The organism is Glutamicibacter sp. B1 (assembly GCF_039602135.1).
GTDB classification, from domain to species: Bacteria; Actinomycetota; Actinomycetes; order Actinomycetales; family Micrococcaceae; genus Glutamicibacter; species Glutamicibacter ectropisis.
The window spans coordinates 356,252-371,049 of the sequence record NZ_CP125942.1 but is presented as its reverse complement, the minus strand read 5'-3'; the positions used below and the strand labels follow the sequence as shown (position 1 = coordinate 371,049).

Genomic DNA, 14,798 nt, shown 5'->3' with positions numbered 1-14,798 from the left:
CATGGAACAGCTGACAATAGGCATTCTTGGCGCCGGAAAAATTGGTACCGCGCTGGCACGGCTAGCTATCAAGGCAGGCCACGAGGTTCTCATCGCAGGATCTGGTGATCCCAGCGCCATTGCGTTGACTATCGAGATCCTGACCCCGGGTGCCGTGGCAGTTGATGCAATGACAGCTGCCAGTGAAGCGGACATCGTCATCTTGGCCCTGCCTTTAGGTAAGTATCAGAGCATTCCTACTGAGCAATTGTCGGGCAAGCTGGTAATTGATGCGATGAACTATTGGTGGGAGACCGATGGGATTCGTGAAGATCTCAATGGACCGGCAGTCTCCACCAGCGAACTCATTCAGGATTTCCTTCCAGCATCACGTGTCGTCAAGGCGTTCAACCACATGGGTTATCACGACCTAGAGGAAGAAGCTCGCCCAGCCGGTGCCGCACGCAAGGCCATTGCGGTGGCCGGGAACGATGTCGCAGACGTACAGCAGGTTGCTGCTCTCATCGATGCCTTCGGTTTTGATCCATTAGTCATTGGCAGCCTCGCCGAAGGCATGCGCCTGCAGCCAGGGCAACCAGCTTTTGGCGCGAACCAGCCGCGGGCACAGCTGGCCGAACTGATCAGTTCGGCCAGCGTAACCACCTCTGCTTAGGCAGTAGTGCGACCACGTGCCGCAGATTCAATGAGGTTATCCCCCGCCAAGGAAGTGCCTGATTCCACGGCAGTCTCCCACTGATCACTCGGTGCAACAGCGGCCCAGTTGGAGTTCAAAACAGCCATGAGTGTTTCGTGCACCTGACGAGCAGGAATCGAGCCTGCAGCTTCGCCCTACCGCAGCTCGCCGAGCACCTCGTTGATCGCTTCCGTAGAGGATGGATGGGTGAAGATCTGGTCTTTCAATTGGGTTGCGGTCATTTTTACCCTGATAGCCATTGCCACCAGGTTGATCACTTCCTGGGAATCGACATGCATGAGTGCCGCACCCAGGATCTGGTCGCTGTGCGCGTCGACCACAAATTTGATGATGCCTCGCGGGTCACCAACGATCTTAGGACGCGGCATTGCGGCAACGGCCGCGGCCTTCTTCACTGCGATCTTGATATCCCGACCTTCAGCCCGTGCCTGATCTTCGCTCAGCCCTACCCTTGACAGCGGCGGTGTGCAGAAAATCGTATAGGGCACGGCTTCTCGATCTCGAATGCTACGAGTTCCATCGCCCAGTAGATGGTTGGCCAGCACTCGGTGGTCATCAAGGGAGACGTAGGTAAACTGCTGGCCGCCTCTCACGTCGCCCAGCGCGTAAATTCCTTCAACGTTCGTGGCTAAGAATTCATCCACCACGATTTCGCCTCGCTCACCAGTCTGAACTCCGGCGGCCTGCAGGTTCAGTCCATCAGTTGCTGGAGTGCGCCCCAAAGCTACGAGTACGGCCTCAGCAGAAAGTTGCTGGCGTTCTCCATCCACTTCAAAACTGACTGTTGCCGAAGAATCATCTTGGGAAATCTCGTTCACCTGCGCATGGCTAAGGATCGTTACGTTGGCGTCTTCAAGGCAGGACTGCACTTCGGCGGCCACGTCGGCATCTTCTTTGGATAGCGCCCGTTGCCCGCGATCTAGCACCGTGACTTTACTGCCAAACTGGCCAAACATTGAAGCGAACTCGACACCTACGTATCCGCCACCCACAACAATAAGGGAGGCAGGCAATGGCGCATGCTGAATGCTAGTGGAATCATGGACTCGGCCGGTGATCTGCGCACCCTCAATTTTCGGAATGGCAGGTTGTGCTCCGGTATTAATAATGATGCGTTCCGCGCTCAGTTCTAGCTCTTCTTGTTCGGTGCGCACCACGATAGTTTTAGGGTCAATAAAGCTAGCATGCCCGGTAATTACCAGCGTCGATTCCAGGTCATTGAGCATCGAATAATTTTTGGCTCGCAGCATCGCGGTCAGATCATCTCGACGCTGCACGGCACGTTCAAATCGTTGAGGATCTGGCTCGCCACCACCGACTTGCTCAGCATCATGAATCAGCGTCTTGGTGGGAACACATCCAATATTGATACAGGTGCCGCCATACATTTGTGCGGACTGTTCAACGATGGCTACCTTTTCGCCAGCACGTGCCAAAACACCTGCCAGTGTTTTGCCGCCTTTGCCCCAACCGATGACGATGGTGTCGAGCTTGTCAATTGCCTTATCAGTGCCCACGTTCGTCCCCTCGCTGGTGTCATACCGTCCAAGTTGAGTCTGCCCCTTATTAAAGGCGCAAGTCAATCACGAACTGCGCGGTCACACGTGGCTTTAAGTCAGAAACAGCCCGCCTCCTTATAGAGAGCGGGCTGCAGTTAGCAATTAGCTTTATTGATTAGATCTTCTTGACGATAGAAGACTTCAGTTCCATCTGTCCGAAGCCGTCGACCTTGGCCGCGATATCGTGATCACCAGAGCCAGGAGTCAAACGAATATTGCGCACCTTGGTGCCGGCCTTCAAGGCGCTCTGTGCGCCCTTGACCTTCATGGTCTTGGTGATGCTCACGGTATCACCATCCTGCAGGACGTTGCCGACGGCATCCTTGATGACGGTTTCGCTCGGTTCCGACGCTTCGGCTTCTGCGTTCCATTCATGAGCGCATTCTGGGCAGACCAACAAAGCATCGAGTTCATAGGTGTACTCGCTGGAGCACTGAGGGCACGGCGGCAAAGAATCAGACATGCGGCTAATTTTAGTTACTCCTCACTGACATTGTCGAATGAATCGAATATCGAATAGCCTCCACGAAAATCAGTCAAGCACTCTGCCTTCCACCTCTTCCACAAACCCAGTAGCTTGCTTTAAAACCACTTGTTTTGCTCGCCCTGTTTCGCCCATACTCAGGCTAAAGAGCTGATTCTCACGACAGCGAAGCTAAGGGGCAAACCATGTCTAAGCACCACAAGCACCGCGGCTACGGAGCACAGTTCTCTGCCTCTCCAAAAGAAGGCCTCGTATTAGAAGTTTTAGCCATGGCCGAGAAGGCGGGAGCGAAAGCTGGGTACGCAGCGGCCAAGGAAGAACTGTATCGAACCATCGGATCCGGCCAATTCCTCAATGAGCAAGAAACCGATGAACTACTGGCCGCCGCACAACGCGCTGGTTCAGCAGCCGCACTGGTTGCTGCGCGCAAAGTTTTAGATAAAACACTCCGCACATCCTTCGCTCATCACCATCATGCATCAGGCTCATCTTCACCAACGATGCCTCCGGCCCTACCGCCGACCGTCACTGAAGAACCACTGACAAAGTACTCGCCAGCACTAGGATTGTTGGATACGCCGCGCACCAAGGTTGAGCAGCATATATTGACCATCACGAGGGTAGAACGGCTCAACGACCAAATGGTGCGGCTCATCGCCAGCGCTCCGAATCTTGATGGATATCGCTCCAACGCTGCCCTCGATGAGTACGTCAAAGTTGTCGTCGCTGACCCCGCGTTGGGCCTCGTCCCACCTTATGATCTGCGAGCCCTGCGCCATCGTTTGCCTCGAGAACAGATGCCTCGCTCAAAGTCCTATACCATTCGCTGGGTCGACCCCACACTTAATGAGCTGGCCATAGATTTTGTCATCCATGGGTCGCCAGGAACCGTTGGACATTGGGCAGGAAATGCACAGCCAGGAGACCCGATAGTGATCTCACCGGCGCGTAGCAAATCTTCGCTCTCGCTCACTGCCAGCTATTACGTTCTTGCCGCCGATGAAGCGGGGCTTCCTGCCATCGCCAAAATTTTGGAGGCCTTACCGTCAAGCGCCTCGGGCGTAGCACTGTTGGAAGTGGCCGACGAAAACGCAATGTTTGACGTGAAACATCCAGAAGGCGTTGTTTTACGGTGGCTCCCTCGTGATCAAGTCCCCGCTGGCAAAAGCAACGTGCTTCCCGTTGCGCTCCAAGCGCTCCCACTTCCAGCAGGGCAAGTGGGAGTCATTGCCCATGCCGAAAGATCCACGATTAAAGCTATTCACCGGATCACCGAATACTGGCACCTAAACAAGCATGCATCACATATCTCCTCATACTGGACCTTGCGAGAAAACAGGTTGCACAGCTAGACCCATTGGTCCTGAAGTAAGGGGCTCAACAAAGCTAGAACGGCACTCATCGTTGCTTCTTTTCGATGATCTCCAGCACGTATTCGGCAGTTTTCCGCCAAAACATAACCAAGTCAGCCGTAAATTTCGCGTTGAAGCGTAGTTAGCATTCCCCTAAGGATCTGAAATAGTCTGGATCAGTTCGTGAAATGAGCCTGCCCTAGGAGAAACTCTCAGTGCGTCCAAGCAAGCCGAAAATCGTGGCCTCCATGCTGATTTGTCTTCTGACATTTTCGTTGGGCGCCTGCAATTCAACGGCAAATCCGGAAGCACGTGAAGTCAGCACTGCCACCGTTGAGAGTAACGACTGGCCGCGAGTGGTCACCGACGAGACCGGGGATCTCATCAAGATCCCAGCCAAGCCTCAGCGCATCGTCTCAACTTCAGTATCGGCGACAGGATCCTTGCTGGCCCTTAACGCCCCAGTTATCGCCACGGCAGTAGCGCCGCAAAGCCCTGCTACGGAAAAGCACGGTTACTTGAGTCAATGGGCCAAAGTTGCTTCAAAACGCTCGGTGGACGCACTCTACGAAATTGGAAATTTTGATCTTGAAGCTATCCGCGACAGCAAGCCTGATTTGATCATTGTCTCGGCCTCAGGCGCCGATTCCGCATTGGTTCATCTTGAACAGCTGAAGGACATCGCACCAACGTTATTGGTCGATTACACCGAAGAGAAGTGGACAGCACTCAGCGCAGATCTAGCCAAAGCCACTGGCACAGAGGAAGCTGCCGCAAGCAATAACGCCATCATCAACCGGCGTGTAGCCGGCTTGAAACGTTCCTTGTCGATCCCGGCCGGCACCACAGCATCAATCCTTTCCTACCATCAAGGAAATATCTCTCCGATAGCCCAAAGCACCGGTCCACACGCACAACTTTTCGAGGCGCTGGGCTTCACCGTTGCGGATCCGCCCAAAGAATTTGATACTTCCGCCCAAGAACGAGAAGACTTCGCGTTCACCAGTTACGCCGGGCTAGCAAAGTCCGTGTCAGGAGATGTGGCCTTCTTGCTCGCTTCGGATTCCGAAGCCGTTGAACAGTTCACCACAGATACTTCGCTTGGACTGTTGCCGTCCATTCGCGGCGGCAATGTGTTTGCACTACAAGAGTCATTTCTCTTAGATTTCTATTCCACACAAAAGATTCTGGATTACTTTGAAAATGACTTCCCCGGTTTAATTCCGGCAGCACAACCGCAAAATTAGCTAGGCGCAAGCACCGTTTCTTGCGGAACAGTCAGACCAAGATTGCCACGCAACGTAGTTGATTCGTAACGGGTACGGAATCGTCCACGCCGCTGTAGTTCTGGAATCACTAAGTCAATAAAGTCTTCTAAAGATCCAGGCAGAGAAGGCGGCATCAGGTTAAACCCATCTGCAGCCCCACTGTCTAGCCAATCTTCCATCTCGTCCACAATCATTTCCGGGGTCCCCACCATCGTGCAGTGTCCTCCCCCAGCGGCCAACAAGCCCAAGAGCTCTCGAACGGTAGGTTGATGCAATTCGATGAGTCGCAAGATCGTGGTGTACCGCCCTGCCGGTCCGGTGAATTCTGCCAAGGGTGGCAGCGCTGGAACAGGCTCATCGAGTGGCCACAGGCTCGTGTCTTGTTGCAGGAATACGCCAAGCTGGCGTAATGCATCCTCAACCGGCAGTAACTCGTTGAGCTCACGTTGTTTTGCTTTGGCTTCTTCGAGCGTACGCCCCACATAAGTCACCAATCCCGGCATGATCAATGCCCGCGACCTCTGGTTGCCCAAAGCACTGGTGCGTTCAGAAATATCCTGAGCAAATTCTGCAGCCATCTGCTGATCCGCGGCTACTGAATATATTGCCTCGGCATGAGTCGCTGCCAATTCACGTCCCGCGGGCGAAGATCCTGCCTGGAAAAGGACTGGTTCTCCGTGTTCAGAGTTAGGCATGTTTAACGGTCCGCGCACCGAGAAGTGCTGACCTTCATGATTGATCTCTTGAAGTTGATTCGCGATTGTGAAATCGCCAGCCCGGTCAATCTGAACTGCTTGGTGCGGATAAGATTCCCACAGCTGACGTAAGACATCGATGAACTCGGTAGCTCTGGCATAACGTTGAGCGTGGGCCGGCAATTCCGTCAGCGAATGGTTCTGAGCTTCGGTGTCCCACATGCTCGTCGCCACGTTAATCCCGGCCCGCCCTTGGGAGAGATGTTGCAGGCTTCCGAGCATACGCGCGGCATGAAAAGGTGAATAAAAGCTCGCAGAAATGGTGCAGACCAACCCGATGTTCCTCGTGCATTGGCTGATCGCCGACAACAGGGTCACAGGTTCAAAGAACCAGGTGGGTCCTGCTTGCGCTGCTTCGGGCGACACAGCTTGCCCATCTGCAAAGAACACTGCATCCAGCAAACCCTGCTCAGCGATCTGAGCAAGATTGATGTAGTACTGGGCTTCGGAGAGCTTTTCGGCAGCCGACTCTTCGGCTCGCCAAGCGGCCTGGTGGTGGCCTGTGCCGTAAATAAATAGATTCAGGTGAACTTGTTTCTTCTGGCTCAACCTTTCACCAACCCGCCATCAACAATCAGGTTCTGTCCCGTCACACCACGAGAGAGCGGGGAAGCAAAGAACAGCACGGCATCGGATAATTCTTCGGGAGTGGTCACTCGACGCAAGGGGGTTCCTGAAGCAATCAGGTCAAATACTGCTTCCGGAGTCGCTGCTGAAGCATCCGTGGTACGCAATAGTCCACCGGAGACCATGTTGACGTTGATTCCTTCCGGCCCAAGGTCATCGGCAAAGGTTCGCGTCAAGGACAATAACGCTGCCTTGGTAGCCGTGTAGTCATGGTAGGGAACCACTGGGTGCTGGAACAGATTGGTTCCGATATTGATGATGCGTCCAAAACCAACTTCACGCATTCCTGGAAGTACGGATTGAATGGCGGCCACCGGGGCCAGCACCGAGCCAGCAAATTGTGCACTGAGTTCCTCGGACGAAATGGCGTCCGCGGTGGAACGGGCATCTCCATTAAAGGAGAAATCTACCAAGGCGTTATTCACCAGTGTTGTTACTGGCGCGTCGAAGTGTTCCTTCGCTTCAGCAACCATTGCCTTCAGTCCTGCTTCGTCACGGACATCGGCCTGAATAGCGAGGGCATGCTGCGGATAACGCGCAACGAGCTCTTCAGCGGCCTGCGCCGAGGTGTTGTAGTTGATTACAACTTTCGCGCCAGCACCGAGGAAAGCATTGCTGATGGCTGCGCCAAGTCCCCGGGCACCGCCGGTGATCAGAACTACTTGTTCTTCCAATGGCAGGGAAATAGGGTGGGTCGTTGTTTGAGTGTCCGTGCTCATCGTGTGAACTCCTTGGCGTCTGTTGGCGAAGGAGAAGTAGCCAAAGACGCGAACGGTTCGCCCTGTAAAGGTACACGCGTACGCAGAATCTATGACATTCCCTTCGCCAGTACTAACTGGATCAGGTTCAACGGGTGTTCTCTCAGCCGCCGTGCGGCACCCCGTGTCACTGTTCCCATTAGTAGCACACTTCAGGCTTAGCTGTAGATCATTACTTCATAGATCCCACGAGTATCTGAGCTTGGTTCCTGGACAACCCAAACATCGCCACCTTGGGCTATGGTGAATTCCATGCTCAATTCTGTGGCCGGTATCGAACAGTCCAGAGATTTTTCTGCCACAGTTTCTCCGTCTTTTTCAGCACGGATGAGAACACTTCCTACGCCTTGGCATGCAACCAGCACCAGATTTTTCTGCCCCGCCACGCTCGTAAACACCATATGCTCACCTTGGGGATTGCCTTCGTCATCCACCCGATAGGTATTTACCGAACCCGCACCAGAGATAAACCCATTTTTGTCAAAGAAATCAACTTCGGGATCCCGCATGGATTCCGCAAGTCCATCGTGGTTCATGATCTTAGAGCCGAAGGCAATCATTGGAGGGAAGTAATCAAGGATGTCGTCGAAGCCGCCCTCTGACTCTTCAGTGGTTTCGTCTGTGAGGACTTCGGAATTGATCGCGGTGGGAGTCTGCTCTGGAAGCTTCAATTGAGAAACCGGGGTAGTGCAGGAACAAACCCCAAGGACTAAAGCTAGGGACAGAGGCAGCGCCCGTTTCATGTGCACTCCAATACGAGGATGAGTGAAGGTGATTTATTGACCTTATGACATGAATCTGAGTTAAACAATACATGTCAAACCACATGAACGCGATTGTTATGAAATCTTGAAATGGCTGACCAAATGGACTCACACGGATCTCACACCAACACACGGCGTCACCAGAGCTAAAGCGTCCGCAGCACTTCATATAGTTCTCTAAGGGTCTTATCCCATCGCCAATGAATTCTTCCCAAGGAGTAGAACTACCGCATGCGCCTGCTGCGTCGCACCGCCTCAATAGCACTCATCGCCGGTTCTCTTGTCCTCACCGGATGCTCAACCCTCGATTCCATCGAGCAAGATCGCATTCCAGACGCACAGGCTGACACCACCCATAACAGCGCGGAGCAACGCGCCACCTATGCGGACTCGCTTAAACTTCTCGCCGACATCGATATCAAGGGTCGCGCCCCGAAGACTGGTTATGAACGAGAAAAGTTCAGCAAGGGCTGGAAAGATCCGGACCACAATGGTTGCGACGCCCGCAACGACATTTTGGCCCGTGACTTAGAAAACGTGAAGTACAAGTCAGCGTCAAAACCATGCGTGGTACTTAGCGGAACTTTCCATGACCCGTACACCAACACCACCATCAAGTTTGTTCGAGGCCAGAAAACCAGCACCGCGGTTCAGATTGACCATGTTGTTGCACTCTCGGATGCATGGCAAAAGGGAGCACAAAGCTGGGATCAGGAAACCCGTTTGGAATTTGCCAACGACCCGCTAAATCTCATGGCTTCGGACGGGCCGACCAATGCAGCTAAGGGCGACAAGGACGCTGCTTCTTGGCTTCCTCCCAACAAGAATTTCCGCTGCGAATACGTATCGCGCCAGACGCAGGTCAAGGCAAAGTATGGCGCCTGGATGACCAAAGCCGAACACGACGCCATTGAGCGCATCCTGAAAGCTTGCGCATAGTTCGCCCAAAGTCGTAGCGAAAAATCCTCCTTAAGGCCTATCGTCAAGTTGATGGATTTGTGGCAATATAGATGTTAATCAACCTAATTGTCATTATTCGTAGTGACTGTTTACAAAAATCTCTGGCGCGAAGGCTAACAATGAAGACACGGTTATCGGGAGTTCTCCTGTTGCTTACCAGCGTGTGCCTCTTTGGTTTTGCACTAAATGCCGCACATCGAGACACCGCAACAGCTTGCTGGGTTCTGTCCACAATCTTTTTCATCGCGGCGGCTATGCTCATGCTCGGCGCCATCGTAGGTGCTACCAAAGTCACCGTGACCAAAACCCGCAAAAAGCAGCAGCTCTAAATACATCAAGTCTTTTCGAAGCAACGCATCAACCAAGATCAGATGCGTTGCTTCGTACTTTAACGACAAGTTCTTATTGGTCTACACAACGATTTAACCTGCAAGCATCGACAGGTTCACCTAGATGCGATAGACATATATTTTGTCACACTCGTCACTTTTAGGAGTACCTATGTCTGCATTTAGGCAGATGAGAAAACTCAGCCTCGCCTCCTTGGCTACGCTCTCACTGGCGGCCACCGGCGCCACCATGGCTCAGGCAACGCCTACCGCCGAGCCCACTAGCACTACTTCCCCAGCTGCAGCAGATTCAGTGACCCTGGATCTTGTCGGCATTAATGACTTCCACGGTCGCATTGCCGCGGATCGATCATCAGCTGGCGCAGCCGTTCTGGCCGGTGCAGTTGACCAGTTGCGCTCCGAGAATGAAAACACGCTGTTCCTCTCGGCCGGCGATAATATCGGTGCTTCGACCTTTGCTTCCGCTTCTCAAGAGGATGCTCCAACCATCGATGCACTCGGCGCAGCTGGCCTCGATGTTTCGGTCGTAGGTAACCACGAGTTCGATAAGGGCTTCGACGACCTGACCTCTCGGGTCATCGACCGCTACGCTTCAGCCACCGGCCAGGCCGGTGAAGATTTTGCACTAGGCGCCAACGTCTACAAGGCAGGCACCAAAACTCCTGCACTCAAGGAGTACGCAATTCGTGAAGTCGGCGGACTCTCCGTAGGCTTTATCGGCACCGTCACCGAAGACGTTCCATCCTTGGTCTCCCCTAGCGGAATCTCCGGTTTGGACTTCGGTAGTGAAGTTGAGGCTGCAAATCGCGTGGCAGATCAGCTCAGCGACGGCGACGACTCAAACGGCGAAGCCGATGTCATCGTACTGCTCACCCACAATGGCTCAGCCAGCACCGACTGCTCAGCCATCGCATCAGAAACCACCGCTTACGGCGACTTGATTCGCAAGGCCAGCGGTAACATCGACGCGATCTTCTCCGGTCACACCCACTCTACTTACGACTGCGCTATTGCCGGTCCTGACGGCGAGCGCCCAGTGATCCAGTCGCATCAGTACGGAACCACCCTGGGCAAGGTTAGCCTCGAAGTTGACCCAAGCACTGGTGATGTCATTCAGGCTTCCAGCGAGCGCCTGCCACTTGCTAACGAATCAGCAGACGGCGAGTGGACCGCGAATTACGAAGCAAACCCAACCGTGGCAAAGATTGTCGATGAGGCTGAAAAAGAAGCCGAAGTTGTCGGCAGCGTCAAGGTTGGCGAGATCTCCGAAGATATCTTGCGCGGTGGCGACACCCCAGGTTCTGACCGTGGTGTTGAATCGACCCTGGGCAATACCGTCGCAGATATCCACCTGTGGGCAACCTCCAATGAAGACTTCGCTGGCGAACCAGCTCAGATTGCGTTCATGAACGCCGGCGGCCTGCGCGCTGACCTGCTCTACGGCGAAGATGGAACGGTCACTTATCAGTCTGCAGCAGAGGTCCAGCCTTTCGCTAACACGCTGATCACTTTCAACCTCACCGGCGCCCAGATCCGCGAAGCACTTGAGCAGCAGTGGCAGCCAGCAGGTTCGGAGCGTAGCAAGCTACAGCTTGGTGTTTCTGAAGGCCTGTCCTACACCTACATCGACGATGCACCAGCGGGTAAGCACATTCAGGAGATCACCTTCAACGGTGAGCCGTTGGATGAGTCAGCTACCTTCCGCGTTGCTGCCAATGCCTTCTTGGCTACCGGTGGCGATAACTTCACCGCCTTTGGTGAGGGCACCGACCACACCGATTCGGGTCAGGTTGACCTGGATGCGACCGTGAACTTCTTCAAGGCTCACGACGTAGTCTCACCATCCCCACTGGGTCGCGCAATCGTTGCCGGCACTGACTGGGCCACCGTAGAACTGGATGCCACTGAGGTCAAGGCCGGCGATACCGTGGGTGTCACGGTTTCCGGTTTGGAAGAAGGAGCACAGATTTCGGCTTCCGCATTTGACGGCGCAGTTGAGGTCACCGACGTGCCTGCAGCAGATGCTTCGGGCACCACGACCTTCCAGCTACCAGTGGATAGCTCGGTAGAGCCTGGTGACTACCAGCTGGTGATCTCGCAGGTACAGCGCGAAGATATTGCCACGGACTTCTCGGTTATCGCCGCTGATTCTGAGGAACCAGTTCCATCGCCTACCGAAGACGATCAGTCGCCATCCGCTGAGCCTTCTGAGTCGGAGTCCGAGTCAGAATCCCCAGCACCAACCACTGATTCGGATCCAAGCACCTCCCCGACTGCAGATTCTGACGATGATTCAAAGGACAATTCCTCAGATGATTCGAAGCAGCAGGATAACGAAAACTTGGCAGACACCGGTTTCAGCGCCAGCTGGATCGGTATCGCTGCAGGCATCGTTGTTCTCGCCGGAATCGTCTTGCTTCTGATTCGCCGTTTCGGCAACAAGGCCGGTCACTAGCCTGAGGGCATGAAATAAAGGAAGGAACCGTGAGAATTTTCTCGCGGTTCCTTCCTTTATTTGCGTTGGATACTAGTCGATCACGAGCTCGCCCATGGTGTCCCAGTCTTCGCCGTCCACCTTGCGTGAGACGATCTTCGGGGTGGAAACCAACAACGGACGCATGGATTCAATACCAGCGGCGAAGTGTGCGGAGTTTACGTGGGCAGCAGCTGCCTCGTCATCGCGGAAGGCTTCAACGAGTACGAACTCATTAGGGTCTTCCACGCTCACGGACCAATCGAACCAGAGGTTCCCTTCTTCGGCACGGGTGGCCTGGGTGAACTCTGCAACGTGGTCCATGAAGTTTTCGGTGTTTTCTGGCTTTACCTGATATTTAACAACGATGAAGTACATGCTTCTAGTCTAGGACGGCTTGGCTAATAGTGTCTTGCAAACGAATGTATTCTTTATCCCGTCGAGGCATGCCCTCAACCACAAGATCATAAGAATCTTCAACCAGCTCTCGCAGAAAATCCTGGTCGAGTCCCGCACGGATCGAGTTCCAGTGCTTTTTGTTCATGTGATAACCCGGCGTGATTTCCGGATGTTCGCTACGCTGCTGATCTGCCAATGCTGGTTCACACTTCAGATTAAGAACCAGCTCGCCTCGAACATTCATGAGTAGGCCGAACATCTTGGACTTGCTCTTGTCCTTACCGTGGACCTTAAAGACTGTACTCTCTGGTCCGAAAGGATAATCTGCAAAAGAGCAGGGCATACTCAAGCACAATTGTGCCCATTGTTGCTCTAGTGTTTCTTGGCTGTCGTGGTTAGTCATGCTCGCCTCGGTTACCGAAATGGGTATTCAATTTTCGGGCAGGTATTCATCACTACATCCAACCCAGCGTCTTTGGCACGTTGCGCGGCTTCCTGATCGATGACGCCCAATTGCATCCACACTGCCTTGGCCCCAATGTTGATGGCTTGATCAACAATGTCGCCAACTTTTGAAGAATTCACAAAACAGTCAACCACATCGATGGGACCAGGAATGTCGGCCAACTGCGCGTACCCCTGCTCCCCCATGACACTCTGCGCATCCAGTGACACCGGAATGATCTGCATGGAGAGTTCGTCACGGAGGAATCGGGCAATACTCGGTGCCACACGCATTGGATTATTGGTCAGGCCCACTACGGCCCAACGCCCCGGGGTGATCAAAAGACGACGAATCACCTGCGGATCATTGACGTGATTGTTCTCCATGCTCGACACCTTACCCGGATTTAGACCCCGATGGATTGCTCGCGCAGGAGCTGCTAAGGGCGGTGGAGGTCACTGACCTCCACCGCCCTTATCAAAATCGGTTCACTAGCTTTGCAGTTGAGCCGCGGCCTCAGTATTCGCTGCGCTCAGCTGAGAAAAAGCACCCCGGTATTGGGACGCCGGATGATTCTCTGGCAGGTAATCCCCTCGCCCAAAGACCTTCTGACGCAGGCTTCCCTGCTCGTATTCGCTTTGCGCCAGCCCACGGCGACGCAGTTCTGGAAGTACACCCTCGATGAAGTTGTCATAAGATCCTGGCAACACGTGATTCATGATGTTCAAGCCATCAATTCCCGCATCCTGCCACTGTTCTAATTCATCTACGATGCTTTCCGGGGTACCCACGATCTGTTGAGCTTTCGCGCGATAGTGGGCCAGATCCTTCAGCGTCGGGTTGCCGCCAGGGACCGAAGCCTTAACAGCTTCAAGTACACCCTGAGCACCCTCGGTGTGAATCTGCCCCAATGGGGTATCTAGATCCAAGCCACCAAGATCAACACCCAGCCCACCACCGATGTGCGCAATAATCGCATCCAGGTCCAGATATTCGTCGTATTCTGCCTCCAACGCCTTAGCTTCAGCCTCGGTGGATCCCACGACAAAGGACAAACCAGCAAAGACCTTGATGTCTTCACGGTTGCGTCCCGCGGCAGCTAGGTTCTCGATCAGCTGCGCATTCTTCTTGGCAACATACTGTGCATGCGGAGCAAAGAGGAAAGTCGCCTCGGCATGGGTTGCCGCGAATTGCGAACCACGTGCCGAAGAGCCTGCTTGGAAGAGGAACGGAGTACGTTGCGCGCTAGGTAGAGCAAGGTGTGGCCCGTCGATGGAATAGAAGTCCCCACGATGGTTGATCTTATTGACCTTGCTCGGATCCGCATAAACACCAGACTGTTTATCTGCAAGCAGGGCGTCGTCTTCCCACGACCCTTCCCAAAGTTTGTAAGCGGCTTCAACATATTCTTCGGCCCAACCATAACGATCATCGTGGGCAACTAAGTCTTTGCCACCAAAATTACGGTGAGCGTTTTCCAGCACGCTGGTGACGATATTCCATGCCACACGACCCTGTGACAGGTGATCGAGGGTAGAAATCTGTCGTGCAAACTGGAATGGGTGGCTCTGAATGACGGAGCTGGTCATGGCCAATCCAATGTCCTTGGTTCCAGCCGCCAGTGCGGATAGCAGGACCAGCGGGTCATGGCTAGGAACCTGTAATCCCTTGCGCACATGCGAGGCCCAACCACCTTCATGGTCTCCATACAGGCCAACAACATCGGCAAAGAACAACGCATCAAATTTTGCGTCTTCTAGTTTTTTCGCCAGATCCACCCACAAGCCCAGTTCATTAAAACGGTGCTGTTGGGCTTCGGGATGACGCCACATTCCGCCAAGGATATGGCTAGAGGTGTTCATCAAGAATGCTGAGAGCAGCAAACGTGGACGTTCTTGGAAAGTTGCCAT

General features: G+C 53.9%; 16 protein-coding genes and 1 riboswitch. Of the genes, 6 read left to right on the top strand and 10 right to left on the bottom strand.

Annotated features, from left to right (window positions below):
• Position 1: 1 nt before the first annotated feature.
• The gene (locus QMQ05_RS01745; protein WP_345472493.1) at positions 2 to 652 is read left to right on the top strand and encodes an NADPH-dependent F420 reductase; all 651 of its coding nucleotides are present in this window, start codon (positions 2 to 4) and stop codon (positions 650 to 652) included.
• Here QMQ05_RS01745 and QMQ05_RS01740 read toward each other — a convergent pair.
• The 3 genes from QMQ05_RS01740 to QMQ05_RS01730 form a co-directional block, all read right to left on the bottom strand.
• The gene (locus QMQ05_RS01740; protein ID WP_334121103.1) at positions 649 to 780 is read right to left on the bottom strand and encodes a hypothetical protein; all 132 of its coding nucleotides are present in this window, start codon (positions 778 to 780) and stop codon (positions 649 to 651) included. The genes QMQ05_RS01745 and QMQ05_RS01740 overlap by 4 nt on opposite strands.
• A gap of 48 nt (positions 781 to 828) precedes the next feature.
• The gene (locus QMQ05_RS01735; protein WP_345472491.1) at positions 829 to 2,211 is read right to left on the bottom strand and encodes an FAD-dependent oxidoreductase; all 1,383 of its coding nucleotides are present in this window, start codon (positions 2,209 to 2,211) and stop codon (positions 829 to 831) included.
• A gap of 157 nt (positions 2,212 to 2,368) precedes the next feature.
• The gene (locus QMQ05_RS01730; RefSeq protein WP_334121101.1) at positions 2,369 to 2,716 is read right to left on the bottom strand and encodes a zinc ribbon domain-containing protein YjdM; all 348 of its coding nucleotides are present in this window, start codon (positions 2,714 to 2,716) and stop codon (positions 2,369 to 2,371) included.
• 206 nt (positions 2,717 to 2,922) lie between these two features.
• Here QMQ05_RS01730 and QMQ05_RS01725 point away from each other — a divergent pair, with 206 nt between their 5' ends.
• Entirely contained in the window at positions 2,923 to 4,089 is a 1,167-nt protein-coding gene (locus QMQ05_RS01725; RefSeq protein WP_345472488.1) for a siderophore-interacting protein, read from the top strand.
• 215 nt (positions 4,090 to 4,304) lie between these two features.
• A complete protein-coding gene (fepB, locus tag QMQ05_RS01720; protein ID WP_345472487.1) occupies positions 4,305 to 5,336 on the top strand; it encodes a Fe2+-enterobactin ABC transporter substrate-binding protein in 1,032 nt (343 codons plus the stop codon).
• Here fepB and QMQ05_RS01715 read toward each other — a convergent pair.
• The 3 genes from QMQ05_RS01715 to QMQ05_RS01705 all read right to left on the bottom strand — a co-directional run bounded on the left by QMQ05_RS01715 (position 5,333) and on the right by QMQ05_RS01705 (position 8,240).
• Positions 5,333 to 6,661, bottom strand: a complete 1,329-nt coding sequence (locus QMQ05_RS01715; protein WP_345472485.1) for an LLM class flavin-dependent oxidoreductase — start codon at positions 6,659 to 6,661, stop codon at positions 5,333 to 5,335. The genes fepB and QMQ05_RS01715 overlap by 4 nt on opposite strands.
• The gene (locus QMQ05_RS01710) at positions 6,658 to 7,458 is read right to left on the bottom strand and encodes a 3-oxoacyl-ACP reductase (RefSeq protein WP_345472484.1); all 801 of its coding nucleotides are present in this window, start codon (positions 7,456 to 7,458) and stop codon (positions 6,658 to 6,660) included. Before QMQ05_RS01710 ends, QMQ05_RS01715 begins: the two co-directional genes overlap by 4 nt.
• Before the next feature lie 80 nt (positions 7,459 to 7,538).
• Positions 7,539 to 7,632, bottom strand: a riboswitch (TPP riboswitch).
• Between the two features lie 23 nt (positions 7,633 to 7,655).
• Positions 7,656 to 8,240 (bottom strand): hypothetical protein, encoded by a 585-nt coding sequence (locus QMQ05_RS01705; RefSeq protein ID WP_345472483.1) that lies wholly within the window; start codon positions 8,238 to 8,240, stop codon positions 7,656 to 7,658.
• A 252-nt stretch (positions 8,241 to 8,492) separates the two neighbouring features.
• Between QMQ05_RS01705 and QMQ05_RS01700 the strand changes: the two genes are divergently transcribed.
• The 3 genes from QMQ05_RS01700 (at position 8,493) to QMQ05_RS01690 (ending at position 12,026) form a co-directional block, all read left to right on the top strand.
• Complete coding sequence (locus tag QMQ05_RS01700) at positions 8,493 to 9,200, top strand: HNH endonuclease family protein (protein WP_334121095.1); 708 nt, start codon at positions 8,493 to 8,495, stop codon at positions 9,198 to 9,200.
• 140 nt (positions 9,201 to 9,340) lie between these two features.
• Positions 9,341 to 9,550, top strand: coding sequence for a hypothetical protein (locus tag QMQ05_RS01695; protein WP_334121094.1), 210 nt, complete (start codon positions 9,341 to 9,343; stop codon positions 9,548 to 9,550).
• A gap of 172 nt (positions 9,551 to 9,722) precedes the next feature.
• Positions 9,723 to 12,026, top strand: a complete 2,304-nt coding sequence (locus QMQ05_RS01690) for a bifunctional metallophosphatase/5'-nucleotidase (RefSeq protein WP_345472480.1) — start codon at positions 9,723 to 9,725, stop codon at positions 12,024 to 12,026.
• 72 nt (positions 12,027 to 12,098) lie between these two features.
• Here the strand turns inward: QMQ05_RS01690 and QMQ05_RS01685 are convergent, their stop codons facing one another.
• The 4 genes from QMQ05_RS01685 to QMQ05_RS01670 form a co-directional block, all read right to left on the bottom strand.
• A complete protein-coding gene (locus tag QMQ05_RS01685) occupies positions 12,099 to 12,422 on the bottom strand; it encodes a putative quinol monooxygenase (RefSeq protein WP_334121092.1) in 324 nt (107 codons plus the stop codon).
• Positions 12,423 to 12,426: 4 nt separating this feature from the next.
• Complete coding sequence (locus tag QMQ05_RS01680; RefSeq protein ID WP_345472478.1) at positions 12,427 to 12,846, bottom strand: MmcQ/YjbR family DNA-binding protein; 420 nt, start codon at positions 12,844 to 12,846, stop codon at positions 12,427 to 12,429.
• An 11-nt stretch (positions 12,847 to 12,857) separates the two neighbouring features.
• A complete protein-coding gene (locus QMQ05_RS01675; protein ID WP_345472476.1) occupies positions 12,858 to 13,274 on the bottom strand; it encodes a CoA-binding protein in 417 nt (138 codons plus the stop codon).
• A gap of 105 nt (positions 13,275 to 13,379) precedes the next feature.
• Positions 13,380 to 14,798 (bottom strand): NtaA/DmoA family FMN-dependent monooxygenase, encoded by a 1,419-nt coding sequence (locus QMQ05_RS01670; protein WP_345472474.1) that lies wholly within the window; start codon positions 14,796 to 14,798, stop codon positions 13,380 to 13,382.

Coding starts and splice junctions, on each gene's coding strand:
- QMQ05_RS01745 (WP_345472493.1), top strand. CDS start 2: ATGGAACAGCTGACAATAGGCATTCTTGGCGCCGGAAAAATTGGTACC.
- QMQ05_RS01740 (WP_334121103.1), bottom strand. CDS start 780: ATGGCTGTTTTGAACTCCAACTGGGCCGCTGTTGCACCGAGTGATCAG.
- QMQ05_RS01730 (WP_334121101.1), bottom strand. CDS start 2,716: ATGTCTGATTCTTTGCCGCCGTGCCCTCAGTGCTCCAGCGAGTACACC.
- QMQ05_RS01725 (WP_345472488.1), top strand. CDS start 2,923: ATGTCTAAGCACCACAAGCACCGCGGCTACGGAGCACAGTTCTCTGCC.
- QMQ05_RS01710 (WP_345472484.1), bottom strand. CDS start 7,458: ATGAGCACGGACACTCAAACAACGACCCACCCTATTTCCCTGCCATTG.
- QMQ05_RS01705 (WP_345472483.1), bottom strand. CDS start 8,240: ATGAAACGGGCGCTGCCTCTGTCCCTAGCTTTAGTCCTTGGGGTTTGT.
- QMQ05_RS01700 (WP_334121095.1), top strand. CDS start 8,493: ATGCGCCTGCTGCGTCGCACCGCCTCAATAGCACTCATCGCCGGTTCT.
- QMQ05_RS01695 (WP_334121094.1), top strand. CDS start 9,341: ATGAAGACACGGTTATCGGGAGTTCTCCTGTTGCTTACCAGCGTGTGC.
- QMQ05_RS01690 (WP_345472480.1), top strand. CDS start 9,723: ATGTCTGCATTTAGGCAGATGAGAAAACTCAGCCTCGCCTCCTTGGCT.
- QMQ05_RS01685 (WP_334121092.1), bottom strand. CDS start 12,422: ATGTACTTCATCGTTGTTAAATATCAGGTAAAGCCAGAAAACACCGAA.
- QMQ05_RS01680 (WP_345472478.1), bottom strand. CDS start 12,846: ATGACTAACCACGACAGCCAAGAAACACTAGAGCAACAATGGGCACAA.
- QMQ05_RS01675 (WP_345472476.1), bottom strand. CDS start 13,274: ATGGAGAACAATCACGTCAATGATCCGCAGGTGATTCGTCGTCTTTTG.
- QMQ05_RS01670 (WP_345472474.1), bottom strand. CDS start 14,798: ATGGCAACTTTCCAAGAACGTCCACGTTTGCTGCTCTCAGCATTCTTG.